This window comes from Limimaricola pyoseonensis (genome assembly GCF_900102015.1).
GTDB lineage: Bacteria > Pseudomonadota > Alphaproteobacteria > Rhodobacterales > Rhodobacteraceae > Limimaricola > Limimaricola pyoseonensis.
The window spans coordinates 390,070-404,235 of the sequence record NZ_FNAT01000002.1 but is presented as its reverse complement, the minus strand read 5'-3'; the positions used below and the strand labels follow the sequence as shown (position 1 = coordinate 404,235).

Here is a 14,166-nt window from a genome sequence, read left to right as displayed (position 1 = left end):
CATGGCACGTTTTCCGTCGATACTGGTTCCGGGGCTGTTCGCCCTCACCCTCGGCGCCTGCGCGCAGCTGCCCGCGCCCGAGGCCCCGCCCGCGCCGCCGCCCAGCACCGCGCCCGAGAAGGTGCCGGACCCGCGGCCGCGCCCCACGCCTGAGCCGGGGCCCGAACCCTCGGCCGCGAGCCGCGCGCTCGGCCAGCATTACCGGCAGCTGCAATCCGACCTCGTGGGACAGGGCCTGCTGCGCGGCGATGGCGGCGGAACCGACACGCCCTTCACCGACACCATGCTGGCGCGCAACTTCGTGCGCATCGCGCTGTTCGACGAATACGTGGACGACGGCACCGGCCTCAGGCCCGAGGCCACGGTGAGCCGGCTCAGGCGCTGGGAACAGCCGATCCGCATGGACGTGCAGTTCGGCGCGACCGTGCCCGAGGCGCAGCGCGTGCGCGACCGCAACGCGGTGGCCGCCTACGCCGCGCGGCTGTCGCGGCTAACCGGTGTGCCGATCACCCAGACCGAGGAGGAGGGCAACTTCTCGGTGCTGGTGCTGAACGAGGACGACCGGCTCGGCTATGGCGCGCGGCTGCGCCAGATGGTGCCCGGCATCGCCGACAGCTCGGTCAGGGCCTTCCTGACGCCGCCGCGCTCGACGCTGTGCCTGGTGATCGCCTTCTCGGGCGACGGCGGCAACACCTACAGCCGCGCCGTGGCGCTGATCCGCGGCGAGCATCCGGACCTGTTGCGCCTCGCCTGCATCCACGAGGAGTTGGCGCAGGGCATGGGGCTGGCCAATGACAGCCCGCAGGCGCGCCCCTCGATCTTCAACGACGACGAGGAGTTCGGCCTGCTGACCCGGCATGACGAGCTGCTGCTCAAGATGCTTTACGACCCGCGGCTCCGGCCCGGGATGAGCGCCGCGGAGGCCGCGCCGATCGCGCGGCAGATCGCGGCGGAACTGGTCGGCGGAACCGGCTGACCGCCCGGAATTGGGGAGGACCACATGGGCATACTCGACTTTCTCTCGGGCCAGTTCATCGACGTCATCCACTGGACGCAGGACGACCGCGACACGATGGTCTGGCGCTTCGAGCGCGAGGGCCACGAGATCAAGTACGGCGCCAAGCTCACCGTGCGCGAGGGGCAGGCGGCGGTCTTCGTGCATGAGGGGCAGCTCGCCGACGTGTTCCGGCCCGGTCTCTACATGCTCGAGACCAACAACATGCCGGTGATGACGACGCTGCAGCACTGGCATCACGGCTTCCGCTCGCCCTTCAAGGCCGAGGTGTATTTCGTCGCCACGACGCGGATCACCAACCGCAAATGGGGCACCAAGAACCCGGTGATGTGCCGCGACCCGGAGTTCGGCCCCGTCCGGCTGCGCGCCTTCGGCTCCTACGCCATGCGGGTGGCCGACCCGGCGCTGTTCTTGCGCGAGATCGTCGGCACCGACGGCGAGTTCACCACCGACGAGATCTCCTACCAGATCCGCAACGTCGTGGTGCAGGAGGCAAGCCGGGTGCTGGCGCGCTCGGGGCTGCCGGTGCTCGATATGGCGGCCAACACCGACGATCTCGGCAAGCTGGTGCGCGACGGCATCGCGCCCGTGGTGGCGCAGTACGGCCTCGAGATTCCCGAGTTCTACGTCGAGAACGTCTCGCTGCCCGACGCGGTGGAGAAGGCGCTCGACAAGCGCACCTCGATGGGCGTGGTGGGCGACCTCAACCGCTTCGCGCAGTATTCGCACTCCGAGGCGATGACCACCGCCGCCGGCAACCCGTCGGGCACGATGGGCGCGGGCATGGGGCTCGGCATGGGGATGGTCGCGGGACAGGGGCCGTGGGGGCCCGTGCCCCAGACGCCGCAGACGCCGCAGGCTGCGCCGCCACCGCCGCCACCGCCGCCGGCCGAGCATGTCTGGCACCTCGCGGTGAACGGCGAGGTGTCGGGGCCCTTCTCCAAGGCGCGGCTCGGGCGGATGGTGACGGAGGGCGGCCTGACGCGCGAGACGATGGTCTGGACCGCCGGGCAGGACGGCTGGAAGCGTGCCGAGGAGGTCGCCGAGCTGGCGCAGCTCTTCACGGTGATGCCCCCGCCGCCGCCGCCGCCGGCCCCGCCCGCCCCCGGCGCGTGACCGCCCCGTGACGGATCTGGCCGACCCCGCGCCGACGGGGGTGATCGAAGAGCACCGCTTCCCCTGCCCGGTCTGCGGCAGCGATCTGGGCTACGCGCCCGGCACCTCGGAGCTTGCCTGCCGCCATTGCGGCCACCGCGAGGCGATCGCAGCCCTCGACGACCCCTCGGCCACGCGCGAGATCGACTTCGAGAGCGCGCGGCGCGGCGAGGTGCCGGTCTCCCAGATCGAGGAGACCCGCGTGGCGGGCTGCCCGAGCTGCGGCGCGCAGGTCGAGTTCGCGCCCGGCACCCACGCCATGCGCTGCCCCTATTGCGACACGTCCGTGGTGGCCGACACCGGCACGCATCGCCACATCAAGCCGCGCGCGCTCCTGCCCTTCGAGATCGACGAGGCGCAGGCGAAACAGGCGCTGACCCGCTGGCTCGGCAGCCTGTGGTTCGCGCCGAACGGGCTGAGGGACTACGCCCGCAAGGGGCGGCGCATGAACGGCATCTACGTGCCGTTCTGGACCTTCGACGCGGCGACGACGACCGACTACAGGGGCCAGCGCGGCGACACCTACTACGTCACCCGCACGGTGATGAAGGACGGCAAGCCCAAGCAGGTGAGCGAGCCGCGCATCCGCTGGCGCCGGGTCCGCGGCCGGGTGGCGCGCTTCTTCGACGACGTGCTGGTGCTGGGCTCGCGCGCGCTGCCCAAGGCGCACACCGACGCGCTGGCGCCATGGGACCTCGATGCGCTCACGCCCTACCGCCCGGAATACGTGGCGGGCTTCATGGCCGAGGGCTACCGGGTGGAACTGGACGAGGCCTTCGGAGAGGCGCGCGAGGTCATGGACCGGGTGATCGAGGCCGACATCCGCAGCGACATCGGCGGCGACCGCCAGCGGATCGACGCGCGCGAGACGCAGGTGAGCCAGGTCACCTTCAAGCACGTGCTGCTGCCGGTCTGGACCGCCGCCTACCGCTACCGCGGCCAAAGCTACGCCTTCGTGGTCAACGCGCGGTCCGGCAAGGTGCGGGGCGAGCGGCCCTATTCCAAGTGGAAGATCGCCTTCGCGGTGCTCGTGGCGCTGATCGTCGCGGCGGTGGTCGGGGTCTTCGGCTATCTCGGCCAGTGAGCCCGGACGATGCACCCGACCCTTGAACCCGACTTGCGCGACCCGGCGTCAGCCGCCATTGTCGCCGCCGATCCCACAGCCCCGAACCGGAAGGACCTCCCATGATCCTCGCCTGCGGCGAAGCCCTGATCGACATGCTGCCCCGGCGCACCGAGGCGGGCGAAACCGCCTTCGCCCCCTATGCCGGCGGTGCCGTGTTCAACACCGCGATCGCGCTCGGCCGGCTGGGCGTGCCGGCGGGCTTCTTCTCGGGCCTGTCCTCGGACCTGTTCGGCGACGTGCTGCGCGAGGCGCTCGAGGCCTCGAAGGTCGATGCCACGCCCGCCCATGTCTCCGACCGGCCGACGACGCTGGCCTTCGTCAAGCTCACCGACGGCCACGCCACCTACAGCTTCTACGACGAGAACACCGCCGGGCGGATGCTCACCCCCGACGACCTGCCCGACAGCGGCGCCGAGGCGCTGTTCTTCGGCGGCATCTCCCTGATGGTCGAGCCCTGCGCCACCGCCTACGAGGCGCTGCAGGCGCGCGAATCCGAAGCGCGCGTGACCATGCTCGACCCCAACATCCGGCCCAGCTTCATCCGCGACGAGGCCGCCTACCGCGCCCGGATCGAGCGGATGATCGCGCGGGCCGACATCGTGAAGGTCTCGGACGAGGACCTGCACTGGCTCAAGGGCAAGGGTGAGACCGCCGATCTGGCGCGCGCCATGCTGGCCAAGGGGCCGCGGCTGGTCTGCATCACCGAAGGATCGAAGGGCGCGACCGGCTACACCGCGACCCACACGGTCAGCGTCCCCGCCCCGAAGGTCACGGTGGCCGACACGGTCGGCGCGGGCGACACCTTCAACGCCGGGGTTCTGGCCAGCCTGCACCGCGAAGGGCTGCTGACCAAGGACGCCGTCGCGGCGCTCGACGAGGCGCAGCTGCGCGCGGCGCTGGAGCTTGGCGCCAAGGCGGCGGCGGTGACGGTCAGCCGCGCCGGCGCCAACCCGCCCTGGGAGCACGAGGTTTGAAGGCGCTGGTCCAGCGCGTCAGCGAGGCCAGCGTCACCGTCGACGGCGAGGTGATCGGCCGCTGCGGGCCGGGGCTGCTTGTGCTGGCCTGCGCGATGCAGGGCGACACCGACGCCCTGCCCGCCAAGCTCGCCGCGAAGATCGCCAAGCTGCGCGTCTTCCGCGACGACGAGGGCCGGATGAACCGCTCGCTTCTGGACACGGGCGGCAGCGCGCTGGTGATCAGCCAGTTCACGCTCGCGGCCGACACCCGCACCGGCAACCGGCCCGGCTTTTCCTACGCCGCGCCGCCCGAGGTCGGCAAGCGGCTCTACCTCGCGCTGGCCGAGGAGTTGGCCGCGCTCGGCGTGTCGGTCGAGACCGGCCGCTTCGGCGCGGACATGAAGGTGGCGCTGGTCAATGACGGGCCGGTGACCATCCCGCTGGAGGTCACCGGCTGAGGCTCAGCAGGGCTGCGCCATCACCAGCACCCAGACCGGGCCACTGGCGCCCTGCGCGATGCCGAGGCCGAACTCGCGGGCGCGGGCCAGCTCCATCACTTGCCGGTGGCCGGGCGAGCCGGCCCAGCCGGTGACGATCTGCTCGGGGCGCGGATAGCCCCAGGCGAGGTTCTCGGCGCTCACCCCGGCGCAGTAGCCGGTGCGCTCGACCCGGGCGCGGTGGTTCGAGCCGTCGCTGCCGCGATGGCTGAACGCCCCGGTGGCGGCGATGTCGCAGGCCTGGGTCTGGGCGGCGCGCGACAGGTCGCTGTCATGGCTGACGCGGGCGAGGCCGCGCTGCGCGCGGTAGGCGTTGAGATCGGCCGCGAGGCGCGTCGCCTTGGCGTTCACCTCCGACGGCAGGTTGCAACCGGAGGTGGCGGCGGCCGCCTGGGATTGGAACGGGGCGGGCAGCGGCCCGACTGCGGGCAGCGCGGCCAGCGCCATGGCCAGGATCATGCGTTTCATCTGCTCTCCTCGGGATCGGCCGCCGGGTCGCGGCCCCGGCGTGGAACCGGGCCAGATCTCAGGGGAAATGGGGCATGAGCAAGGCACCATGCCCTTGCCCGCCGCGATCGGCGATCATCCGCGCGTTGTGCCGCAGGTCTTGGGCGGAGGGCCGCGGGCGACGCGTGCCATGGCGACGCAGGCGGCGGCCCGCGTGCGGCGCGGGTCACGGGCCGGCTAGCAGACGACCCCGGCCGCTATCAGGCCACGCTGAGCGCCACGGTCACGCGATTGCGCCCCGCGGCCTTGGCCGCGTAGAGCGCCTTGTCGGCGTTGCGCATCAGCGAACGGGCCTCGGCCTCCGACAGGCCGGGGCCGGGCCCGGTTGCCACGCCCACCGACACGGTGACGCGGTGGCGGCCCGGCGTCTCCGACAGTTCGAACGAGGCGTCGCGGACGCTGCGCCTGAGCCGTTCGGCCGCGCGCCGCGCCGCCTCGAGCCGGGTGTCGGGCATGGCGACGAGAAACTCCTCGCCGCCGATCCGCGCCACGAGGTCGGCCGGGCGCAGCCCGTCGCGCAGACGTTCCGCCAGCAGCGCCAGCACCTGGTCGCCGGCGGCATGGCCGTGGCGGTCGTTCACCACCTTGAAATGGTCGATGTCGAGCAGCAGCACGGCCAGCGGCCGGCGTCCGCGCTGCGCGACCTCGACCATGCGGGTCAGGTGGTTGAGCGCGTATCGCCGGTTCCACAGGCCGGTCAGCTCGTCGATGGCGGCGGCCTCGAGGCCGAAGCGTTCGGCCGCGCGCAGCTGGTCGGCCTGCGCCTTGAGGGCGATCAGCCGCCGGGCGCGATGCGCGACCTCCTCGGGGCCGGCCGAGGCCGGCACGAGGTCGTCGGCCCCCAGGTCGAGCAGCAGCGCCGCCTCGCGCGCCCCGTCCGGCAGCCGGACGAGCAGCGCCGCCCGGCGGGTGGCCGAGCGCGACCGCAGGTCCGACACGATGCGGAACACCGCCTCGGGCGGCTCGCCGGCCGCCCGCAGCGCCGCCGCGTCGATCACGAAGAGGTCGACGGACGGCCCCTCCCCGCCGGATCGATGCGCCTGCGGCCGGTGGCGCGGGCGTCCGGGCAGCCCGGTCGCCCAGGGCGGCGCGGCCTCGGGGCCGATCAGCGCGATGCCGGGCGCCGGCACGAAGCCGGCCGGCGCCTCGGCGAAGCCCAGCGCGCGGTGGGTGGCCTGGCGCAGCGACAGCTCCGCCGCGGTGTCGCGCGCCCGCAGCAGGTTGCGGATGCGCGCCTGCAGGAGCGCCGCGCCGAGCGGCCGGCGCGCGACCTCGTCGACGCCGGCGCGCAGGAGCGCGATCCGCGCCTCGGAGGCCTCGAGCCGCCCGGCATGGATCAGCGGCAGCCCGGCCGCGCCCGGCCGCGCCCGCAGCGCCGTGACCTGCTTCAGCACGCAGGCCAGCGCGCCGTCGTCGCGCAGCAGGAGCAGGTCGGGCACGAAATCGTGCAGATCGGCGCGCGCCGAAACCTCGTCGGCGCTGCGGCGGACCTCGTAGCCGGCCGCCGTCAGCAGGTCGCCCTCGTCGCCCTCCGCCGTTGCGATTCGATCTATGATCAGGATACGACCCGGCATGCGCTGTCCTCGTTCGGGTCGGCACCCCTGCCGGAAGCCGCACCCCGCCATCCGGGCCTCGACCCGTTCCCGCCTTAGAGTTTCGGCAAGAAAGGTTAACAAATGCTTTCATTCCGCCCCCGGAGCCGCCCGTGACCCCCGAGCGCGCCGAGATGATCGCACTGGCCGCGCTGGGCTGGCTGGCGGCGAATGACGAGCTCTGGCCGGTCTTCCTCGGCTCGACCGGCGCCAGCGCCGAGGCGCTGCGCGACCGCGCCGGCGAGGCCGAGTTCCAGGCCTCGGTGCTGGAATTCCTGACCATGGACGACGCCTGGGTCACCGCGTTCTGCGACGAGGCCGGCTTCGACTACGAAACGCCGCATACGGCGATGCTGATGCTGGCCGGGCCGTCGCGGATGCACTGGACGTGACGGGCGGGACGGTCGGGGCGCTCAGGGCGCTGGTCTTCGACAAGGACGGCACGCTGTTCGACTTCCACGCCACCTGGAGCGGCTGGACCCGCAGCCTGATCCTGTCCGAGACGCGGGGCGACCATGCGCGCGCCGCGCTGCTGGCCGAGGCGCTGGGCTTCGCGCTCGAGCCCGGGCGGTTCAGCCCCGACAGCCCCGTCATCGCCTCGACGGCGGCCGAGATCGCCGCATTGGTCGCGCCGCATCTGCCCGCCGCCGACCGCCCCGGCCTTCTGGAGCGGATGAACGCGCTGGCCGCCGAGGCGCCGCAGGTGCCAGCAGCCCCGCTCGCGCCGCTGCTGGCCGAGTTCAGGCAGCGCGGATTGCGGCTGGGCGTGGCGACCAATGATTCGGAGGCGCCGGCCCGGGCGCATCTGGGCGCGGCCGGGGTGACGGCGGCCTTCGACTTCGTAGCCGGCGCCGACAGCGGCCATGGCGCCAAGCCCGGCCCCGGCCAGCTTCTGGCCTTCGCCCGGCAGGTCGGCCTGCCGCCTTCGGCCTGCGCCATGGTCGGCGACAGCCTGCACGACCTGCGCGCCGCCCGCGCCGCCGGAATGACCGCGATCGCGGTTCTGACCGGCATCGCCGGGCCGGACGAGCTGGCGCCCGAGGCGGATGCCGTGCTCGACAGCATCGCCGCGCTGCCGGGCTGGCTCGAGGCGCGAAACGGGGCCTGAGGCGGGCCCGCGACGACCGGCGGGGCTTCGCGACATGGCGCCGCAACCCCGCCGCCCGGGGTTTTCATCTTCGGCCAAAGCGCGCATGAGTGACGGACACTCACATCACGGAGCGCGGGATGACACCAGCCCAGCACGAAGCGCCTCGCCCTTCCGGGTCGTCGGTAGAGCTTCCCGAGGACCGTCCGACCAAGCCCGCCATGCTGCGGGGCTTCCGGCGGCGCTGTCCGAATTGCGGCGAGGGCCACATGTTCCAGGGCTACCTCAAGGTGGTCGATCGCTGCCCGGTCTGCCGCGAGGAGCTGCACCATCACCGCGCCGATGACGGGCCGGCCTATCTGACGATCCTGATCGTCGGCCACCTGCTCGCCCCGCTGATCCATGTCGGCTTCACCCGGTTCCGGCCCGAGCCGCTGGTGATGGCCACCGTGTTCACGGTGCTGGCAGTGGCGATGTCGCTCTACCTGCTGCCGCGGCTCAAGGGTCTCGTCGTGGGAATCCAGTGGTCGCGCCGCATGCACGGTTTCGGCAAGGCGCATTGATGCCGCCCGTCCCGGTCCGCGACGCCGCCACGGTGATCCTGCTGCGCGACGGACCGGAGGGGCCTGCGGTTCTGGTCGGGCGGCGCGGCGCCCGCGCCGCCTTCATGCCCAGCAAGTACGTGTTTCCGGGCGGCGCGCTCGACGCCGGCGACGCCGGCCTGCCGCTGCCCGCGCCCGATCCCGGCGTGTCGGCGGTGCTCGGCCGGCAGGCGGGCGCGCTCTGCGCCTGCGCGATCCGCGAATTGTGGGAGGAGACGGGGCAGATCATCGGCCGACCGGGCGACTGGCCCGATGCGCCGGCCGGCTGGCGCGGCTTCGCCGCGACCGGCCACCGCCCCGACCCGGCCGCGCTCGAGCTGGTGTTCCGCGCCGTCACGCCCGCGGGCCAGCCGCGCCGCTTCGACGCGCGGTTCTTCGTGGCGCGGGCCGAACGGCTCGCCAGCGATCCGGACGACTTCTCGCGCGCCGAGGACGAGCTGGCGCATCTGCACTGGGCGCCGATGTCCCGGCTCGACCGGCTCGACCTGCCCGAGATCACCCGCCTGGCGCTGGCCGAGCTGGCGGCCCGGCGCGCCGACCCGGACCCCGGGCGGCCGGTGCCGTATTTCCACGGCACCCGACAGGCGCCGATGCCGCCGGCCTAGCCTTCGGCCTTGTCCTTGGCCCCCCGGTCCGGCTTGCGGCCGACCGCGGCGCCCGCCCCTTCGGGGCGCGGCAGATGGGCATGCGCCTTGGCGATCTTCGCGAGGCAATCCTGCACCTTCGCCCCGGGCGCGGCGGCGCGGCGGCTTTCGAGATCGACATGCACCAGCATGTGCTCGGCCGTGGCCACGAGACGCGCATCCTCCCACATCCGGTGGAAGACCTGCGCCTTGCGGCCCTCGGCCATCAAGAGCTGGGTGTCGATCGTCAGCCGCGCCCCGGCCCGGGCCTCGCCCAGATGCCGGATATGGGTCTCGGCGGTGAAGAAGCTCTGGCCGCCGGCGAGGTAATCCTCGTCCACCCCGATCAGCCGCAGGAAACGGTCGGTCGCATCCCCGAAGGCCTGCAGGTAGCGATGCTCGGTCATGTGGCCGTTGTAGTCGGTCCAGTCGAGCGGCACGGCGCGTGCCCCGGTCGGCAGCGGCCCGGTCAGGGCCATCGCCTCGAGGCTCTTGGGCCCCTGCGCCATGCGGCGGTCGCCGGCGTTGAGCAGCCGCCCGGCGCCCCAGTCGCGCGTCTTCAGGCCCCGCAGGATCGCCACGAGATTGGCGTCGCGGATCCGCTCCAGATCGGCGATCGAGTGGCGGCCCGACTGGGCGTCGGACTGGCTGGCGATGGTCTCGACCAGCTCGTCGGTCAGCTCGGGCACGTCGGTGAGCTTGCTCCAAGGCCATTTCAGCGCCGGGCCGAACTGGGTCAGGAACTGCCGCATCCCGGCCTCGCCGCCGGCGATGCGGTAGGTCTCGAACAGCCCCATCTGCGCCCAGCGCAGCCCGAAGCCGTAGCGGATGGCGTCGTCGATCTCGGCGGTGTCGGCCACCCCGTCCGAGACCAGCCACAGCGCCTCGCGCCAGACCGCCTCGAGCAGGCGGTCGGCGATATGCGCGTCGATCTCGCGCCGCAGGAACAGCGGCTGGCAGCCGATCTCGCGCATCCTGCGGCGGATCAGCTCGAGCCGCGCCTCGCCGGTCTCGGGCGGGGCGACGATCTCGACCAGCGGCAGCAGGTAGACCGGGTTGAAGGGGTGCGCGACGACGATCTGGCCCGGCCGGGCCGCGCCCTCGGCCAGGTCGGAGGGCCGGAAGCCCGAGGTCGATGAGCCGATCACCGCGGATTCGTCGCAGACCGCCTGGATCCGGGCGAAGACCTCGCGCTTGAGATCGAGCCGCTCGGGCAGGCTTTCCTGGATCCAGTCGGCCCCCTTGACCGCCTCGGCCAGCTCGTCGTGGAAGCTCAGCCGCCCCTCCTCGGGCAGGGCCACGTCCCAAAGGCCGGGCATGGCGGCGCGGGCGTTCTCGAGCATGTGCTCGACCCGCCGCCGGGCGTCGGGGCCGGTGTCGTAAAGCCGCACGTCCCAGCCCATCAGAAGGAAGCGCGCGGCCCAGCCGCCGCCGATCACCCCGCCGCCGACGATCGCTGCGCGCTTCGCCATGGCTCAGCCCCCCCGGGCCGGGGCCAGCGCCCCGGTGTCATAGCCGTTGAAATCGAGGATCTCCCGCGCCGCCCGGGCCCGGTCGTAGCCCACCGCCCCGGGGCGGTGCATGATCCAGCCGAAGCGGCCGCCCGGCTCGCCGATCACCGCGCTGCGGAAATCGTCGTCGACCCAGAGCAGCCACCATGTCGCGCCCTCGACCTCGAACCGGCCGGGGCCGGCTGGTTTCACGGGCAACAATCGCGCCACGTCCTGCGAGACGATGCGCGCCACGCCCGCCCCCTGCCCGTCGAGCTGCAGCGTCACCCGGTCGCCCGGCGCCACCGGGCCGTCCGGATAGGCCTCGGCCACCTGCCACGCGCCGTTGAGATCGCTCGCGGCCCCCCGCAGGGTCGAGCCGATCGGGGCATCGCTCATGCGGTAGACCGGCACCGGCTCGGGTGCCACCGCCGCGCCGCAGCCGGCCAGGGCCAGCATCAGCCCGGCCAGCGCCGCCATGCGGCCGCGCCCCCGGCGGGCCAGGGTCATCGCGAAGGGCATCGCCATCCTCCCGGTTGTCGCGTGCACCGCCATCCAACAGCCGCGCGGGCGGCGCTGCAAGCGGCGATCAGAACGGCATCGGGTGCAGCTTGTGCACCGCGTCGATCTCGCGCGCGAGTTCCTCCGACACCGTCACCTCGCGGCCGGCGAGGATGCGCTCGAGCTGATCCACGTTGCTCGCGCCGAAGATCGGGCAGACCGGGAAGGGCCGCGTCCGCTGCCAGGCCAGCGCCATGTGCACCGGGTCGAGGCCGTGCTTCTCCGCGAGGTCGAGATAGGCCTGCGTCGCGGCCAGCACCCGCTCGGACTTGCGCCCGCCCAGATCGCCGTTGATCCACAGCCGCGAGCCCTCGGGGATGCCGTTCTGGTACTTGCCGGTCAGGTAGCCGCAGGCCAGCGGCGAATAGGCCAGAAGCAGCACGTCCTCGTTCACCGCCATCTCGGCCATGTCGGTGTCGTAGAGCCGCGCCAGCAGCGAGTACTCGTTCTGGACGCTGGCCACGCGCGGCCCGCCCTTGGCCTCGGCCCGGTCGATCCAGCGCGTCGTGCCCCAGGCGCTCTCGTTCGACAGGCCGAAGGTGCGGATCTTGCCCTCGCGCACCAGCTCCGACAGCGCGTCGATCACGCCGTCCATGTGGTCGCGGGTGCGCGCGGGGTCCTGCCCCGAGGGGTCGAAGCCCCAGTACTGGCGGAAATGGTACGAGCCGCGCTCGGGCCAGTGCAGCTGGTAGAGATCGATCACGTCGGTCTTGAGCCGCTTGAGCGAGCCCTCGACGATCTCGCGGATGTTGCCGCCGTCATAGCCTTTGCCGTCGCGCACGAAGCCGGGGTTCGGGCCCGAGGCCTTGGTGGCGATCTTGTAGCGGTCGCGCTTGCCGCTCTTCTCGATCCAGTTGCCGATGAAGGCCTCGGTGCGGCCGACCGTCTCGGCCTTGACCGGGTTCACCGGGTACATCTCGGCGGCGTCGAGAAAGTCGATGCCCGCGTCGAGCGCCATGTCGAGCTGGCGGTGCGCGTCGTCCTCGGGGGTCTGGCTGCCATAGGTCATGGTGCCCAGGCACCATTCGCTGACCTCGATGCCGCTGCGGCCGAGTGGGATCTTCTTCATGCGTCTCGCCTTCCTGTCATCGCCGGGACCGGGCCGCCCCGCACGCGGCGCAGAGGTAGAGCCTGCGGCGTGGCGCGGCAAGCCGGTCGCCCACTGGCCAGCGGCGCGCCGGACCGCTAAACGGGGCCGCGACGCAGCGAAGGACGGCAGCAGCATGGCACGGCATCTCATCACCTCGGCCATCCCCTACATCAACGGGATCAAGCATCTGGGCAACCTGGTGGGCAGCCAGCTGCCGGCCGACCTCTACGCCCGCTACCAGCGCGGCCGCGGCCACGAGGTGCTGTTCCTCTGCGCGACCGACGAGCACGGCACGCCCGCGGAGCTCGCCGCCGCCAAGGCCGGCAAGCCGGTCGCCGAGTACTGCGCCGAGATGCACCAGGTGCAATCCGAGCTGGCGCGCGGCTTCCGCCTCTCCTTCGACCATTTCGGCCGCTCCTCGAGCCCGCAGAACCACAGGCTGACCCAGGCCTTCGCGGCGCGGCTCGACGAGGCCGGGCTGATCGAGGAGCGGGTCGAGACGCAGGTCTACTCCAAGGCCGACGGCCGCTACCTGCCCGACCGCTACATCGAGGGCACCTGCCCCAATTGCGGCTTCGAGAGCGCGCGCGGCGACCAGTGCGACAACTGCACCAAGCAGCTCGACCCGGTCGACCTGATCGAGCCGCGCTCGGTGATCTCGGGCTCGACCGATCTCGAGCCGCGCGAGACCAAGCATCTCTACCTGCGCCAGTCGAAGATGCGCGGCGAGTTGCAGGACTGGATCGACTCGAAATCCGACTGGCCGGTGCTGACCACCTCGATCGCGAAGAAGTGGCTGAACGACGGCGACGGCCTGCAGGATCGCGGCATCACCCGCGACCTCGACTGGGGCATCCCGGTCCGCAAGGGCGACGCCGACTGGCCCGGCATGGAAGGCAAGGTCTTCTACGTGTGGTTCGACGCGCCGATCGAGTACATCGCCTGCGCGCAGGAATGGGTCGATTCCGGCAAGGGCGAGGACTGGCAGCGCTGGTGGCGCACCGATGCGGGCGCGGACGACGTGCGCTACACCCAGTTCATGGGCAAGGACAACGTGCCCTTCCACACGCTGAGCTTCCCCGCCACGATCCTCGGCTCGGGCGAGCCGTGGAAGCTCGTCGATTACATCAAGTCGTTCAACTACCTGAACTACGACGGCGGCCAGTTCTCGACCTCGCGCGGGCGCGGCGTGTTCATGGACCAGGCGCTCGAGGTGCTGCCCTCGGATTACTGGCGCTGGTGGCTCTTGAGCCACGCGCCCGAGAACTCGGACGCCGAGTTCACCTGGGAGAACTTCCAGCAATCGGTGAACAAGGACCTCGCCGACGTGCTGGGCAACTTCGTCAGCCGCGTCACCAAGTTCTGCCGCTCCAAGTTCGGCGAAGAGGTGCCGGCGGGCGGCGCCCATGGCGAGCGCGAGGAGCAGCTGCTGGCCGATCTCGAGCGCCGGGTGCGCGCCTACGAAGCCCACATGGACGCGATCGAGATCCGCAAGGCGGCGATGGAGCTGCGCGGCATCTGGGTGGCGGGCAACGAGTACCTGCAGGACGCCGCCCCCTGGGCCACCTTCAAGACCGAACCCGAGACCGCGGCGACGCAGATCCGCCTCGCGCTGAACCTGATCCGGCTCTACGCGGTGCTCTCGGCCCCCTTCATCCCCGACGCCGCCGCGCAGCTGCTGGGCGCGATGCGCACCGAGGACGACGCCTGGCCGGGCGACGTGGCCGAGGCGCTGGCGCTGCTCGAGCCGGGCCACGCCTTCACCGTGCCGGACGTCACCTTCCGCAAGATCACCGACGAGGAGCGCGAGGACTGGCAGGCGCGCTTCGCCGGCACGCGGGCCTGACGCCTTTTCCGCCGCGCCG

Annotated in this window: 15 protein-coding genes; 10 read left to right on the top strand and 5 right to left on the bottom strand. The window is 72.3% G+C overall.

The window, feature by feature from the left end; translation table 11 throughout:
- Position 1: 1 nt before the first annotated feature.
- The 5 genes from BLT43_RS05780 (at position 2) to dtd (ending at position 4,710) form a co-directional block, all read left to right on the top strand.
- Complete coding sequence (locus tag BLT43_RS05780; RefSeq protein WP_090110920.1) at positions 2–976, top strand: DUF2927 domain-containing protein; 975 nt, start codon at positions 2–4, stop codon at positions 974–976.
- A 24-nt stretch (positions 977–1,000) separates the two neighbouring features.
- The gene (locus tag BLT43_RS05775) at positions 1,001–2,131 is read left to right on the top strand and encodes an SPFH domain-containing protein (RefSeq protein WP_090110918.1); all 1,131 of its coding nucleotides are present in this window, start codon (positions 1,001–1,003) and stop codon (positions 2,129–2,131) included.
- A 7-nt stretch (positions 2,132–2,138) separates the two neighbouring features.
- Entirely contained in the window at positions 2,139–3,254 is a 1,116-nt protein-coding gene (locus tag BLT43_RS05770; protein WP_090110916.1) for a TFIIB-type zinc ribbon-containing protein, read from the top strand.
- Between the two features lie 101 nt (positions 3,255–3,355).
- Entirely contained in the window at positions 3,356–4,270 is a 915-nt protein-coding gene (locus BLT43_RS05765) for a carbohydrate kinase family protein (RefSeq protein WP_090110915.1), read from the top strand.
- A complete protein-coding gene (gene dtd, locus BLT43_RS05760; protein WP_090110913.1) occupies positions 4,267–4,710 on the top strand; it encodes a D-aminoacyl-tRNA deacylase in 444 nt (147 codons plus the stop codon). Before BLT43_RS05765 ends, dtd begins: the two co-directional genes overlap by 4 nt.
- A gap of 3 nt (positions 4,711–4,713) precedes the next feature.
- Here dtd and BLT43_RS05755 read toward each other — a convergent pair whose 3' ends face one another.
- Together BLT43_RS05755 and BLT43_RS05750 are read right to left on the bottom strand one after the other, a co-directional pair.
- Entirely contained in the window at positions 4,714–5,217 is a 504-nt protein-coding gene (locus tag BLT43_RS05755) for a CAP domain-containing protein (RefSeq protein WP_242652229.1), read from the bottom strand.
- A 239-nt stretch (positions 5,218–5,456) separates the two neighbouring features.
- On the bottom strand, positions 5,457–6,830 hold the full coding sequence (locus tag BLT43_RS05750) for a diguanylate cyclase (protein ID WP_165612546.1): 1,374 nt from the start codon (positions 6,828–6,830) through the stop codon (positions 5,457–5,459).
- Positions 6,831–6,961: 131 nt separating this feature from the next.
- Here BLT43_RS05750 and BLT43_RS05745 point away from each other — a divergent pair, with 131 nt between their 5' ends.
- The 4 genes from BLT43_RS05745 (at position 6,962) to BLT43_RS05730 (ending at position 9,142) form a co-directional block, all read left to right on the top strand.
- Complete coding sequence (locus BLT43_RS05745; RefSeq protein ID WP_090110910.1) at positions 6,962–7,240, top strand: DUF3572 domain-containing protein; 279 nt, start codon at positions 6,962–6,964, stop codon at positions 7,238–7,240.
- A complete protein-coding gene (locus tag BLT43_RS05740) occupies positions 7,237–7,956 on the top strand; it encodes an HAD family hydrolase (protein ID WP_090110909.1) in 720 nt (239 codons plus the stop codon). Before BLT43_RS05745 ends, BLT43_RS05740 begins: the two co-directional genes overlap by 4 nt.
- A 119-nt stretch (positions 7,957–8,075) precedes the next feature.
- Positions 8,076–8,498 (top strand): DUF983 domain-containing protein, encoded by a 423-nt coding sequence (locus tag BLT43_RS05735; protein ID WP_207497421.1) that lies wholly within the window; start codon positions 8,076–8,078, stop codon positions 8,496–8,498.
- Positions 8,498–9,142 carry an NUDIX hydrolase gene (locus tag BLT43_RS05730; protein WP_090110907.1) on the top strand — a complete coding sequence of 215 codons (645 nt, stop codon included), beginning with the start codon at positions 8,498–8,500 and terminating at the stop codon, positions 9,140–9,142. The genes BLT43_RS05735 and BLT43_RS05730 overlap by 1 nt, the downstream gene beginning before the upstream one ends.
- On the opposite strand, the gene BLT43_RS05725 is transcribed toward BLT43_RS05730, so the two are convergent.
- From BLT43_RS05725 to BLT43_RS05715, 3 genes are all read right to left on the bottom strand, one after another.
- Positions 9,139–10,632: a carnitine 3-dehydrogenase gene (locus tag BLT43_RS05725; RefSeq protein WP_090110906.1), complete on the bottom strand. Its 1,494-nt coding sequence runs from the start codon at positions 10,630–10,632 to the stop codon at positions 9,139–9,141. The genes BLT43_RS05730 and BLT43_RS05725 overlap by 4 nt on opposite strands.
- A gap of 3 nt (positions 10,633–10,635) precedes the next feature.
- On the bottom strand, positions 10,636–11,172 hold the full coding sequence (locus BLT43_RS05720; RefSeq protein ID WP_165612545.1) for a lipocalin family protein: 537 nt from the start codon (positions 11,170–11,172) through the stop codon (positions 10,636–10,638).
- Between the two features lie 67 nt (positions 11,173–11,239).
- The gene (locus tag BLT43_RS05715; RefSeq protein ID WP_090110904.1) at positions 11,240–12,280 is read right to left on the bottom strand and encodes an aldo/keto reductase; all 1,041 of its coding nucleotides are present in this window, start codon (positions 12,278–12,280) and stop codon (positions 11,240–11,242) included.
- A gap of 154 nt (positions 12,281–12,434) precedes the next feature.
- Between BLT43_RS05715 and metG the strand changes: the two genes are divergently transcribed.
- Entirely contained in the window at positions 12,435–14,147 is a 1,713-nt protein-coding gene (gene metG / locus BLT43_RS05710; protein WP_090110903.1) for a methionine--tRNA ligase, read from the top strand.
- Positions 14,148–14,166 lie beyond the last annotated feature (19 nt).

Bases quoted from the DNA above. Each gene is read 5' to 3' on its own strand.
- BLT43_RS05755 (WP_242652229.1), bottom strand. From the start codon at position 5,217: ATGAAACGCATGATCCTGGCCATGGCGCTGGCCGCGCTGCCCGCAGTC.
- metG (WP_090110903.1), top strand. From the start codon at position 12,435: ATGGCACGGCATCTCATCACCTCGGCCATCCCCTACATCAACGGGATC.
- BLT43_RS05725 (WP_090110906.1), bottom strand. From the start codon at position 10,632: ATGGCGAAGCGCGCAGCGATCGTCGGCGGCGGGGTGATCGGCGGCGGC.
- BLT43_RS05715 (WP_090110904.1), bottom strand. From the start codon at position 12,280: ATGAAGAAGATCCCACTCGGCCGCAGCGGCATCGAGGTCAGCGAATGG.
- BLT43_RS05750 (WP_165612546.1), bottom strand. From the start codon at position 6,830: ATGCCGGGTCGTATCCTGATCATAGATCGAATCGCAACGGCGGAGGGC.
- BLT43_RS05780 (WP_090110920.1), top strand. From the start codon at position 2: ATGGCACGTTTTCCGTCGATACTGGTTCCGGGGCTGTTCGCCCTCACC.
- BLT43_RS05775 (WP_090110918.1), top strand. From the start codon at position 1,001: ATGGGCATACTCGACTTTCTCTCGGGCCAGTTCATCGACGTCATCCAC.
- BLT43_RS05765 (WP_090110915.1), top strand. From the start codon at position 3,356: ATGATCCTCGCCTGCGGCGAAGCCCTGATCGACATGCTGCCCCGGCGC.
- BLT43_RS05735 (WP_207497421.1), top strand. From the start codon at position 8,076: ATGACACCAGCCCAGCACGAAGCGCCTCGCCCTTCCGGGTCGTCGGTA.
- BLT43_RS05730 (WP_090110907.1), top strand. From the start codon at position 8,498: ATGCCGCCCGTCCCGGTCCGCGACGCCGCCACGGTGATCCTGCTGCGC.
- BLT43_RS05720 (WP_165612545.1), bottom strand. From the start codon at position 11,172: ATGCCCTTCGCGATGACCCTGGCCCGCCGGGGGCGCGGCCGCATGGCG.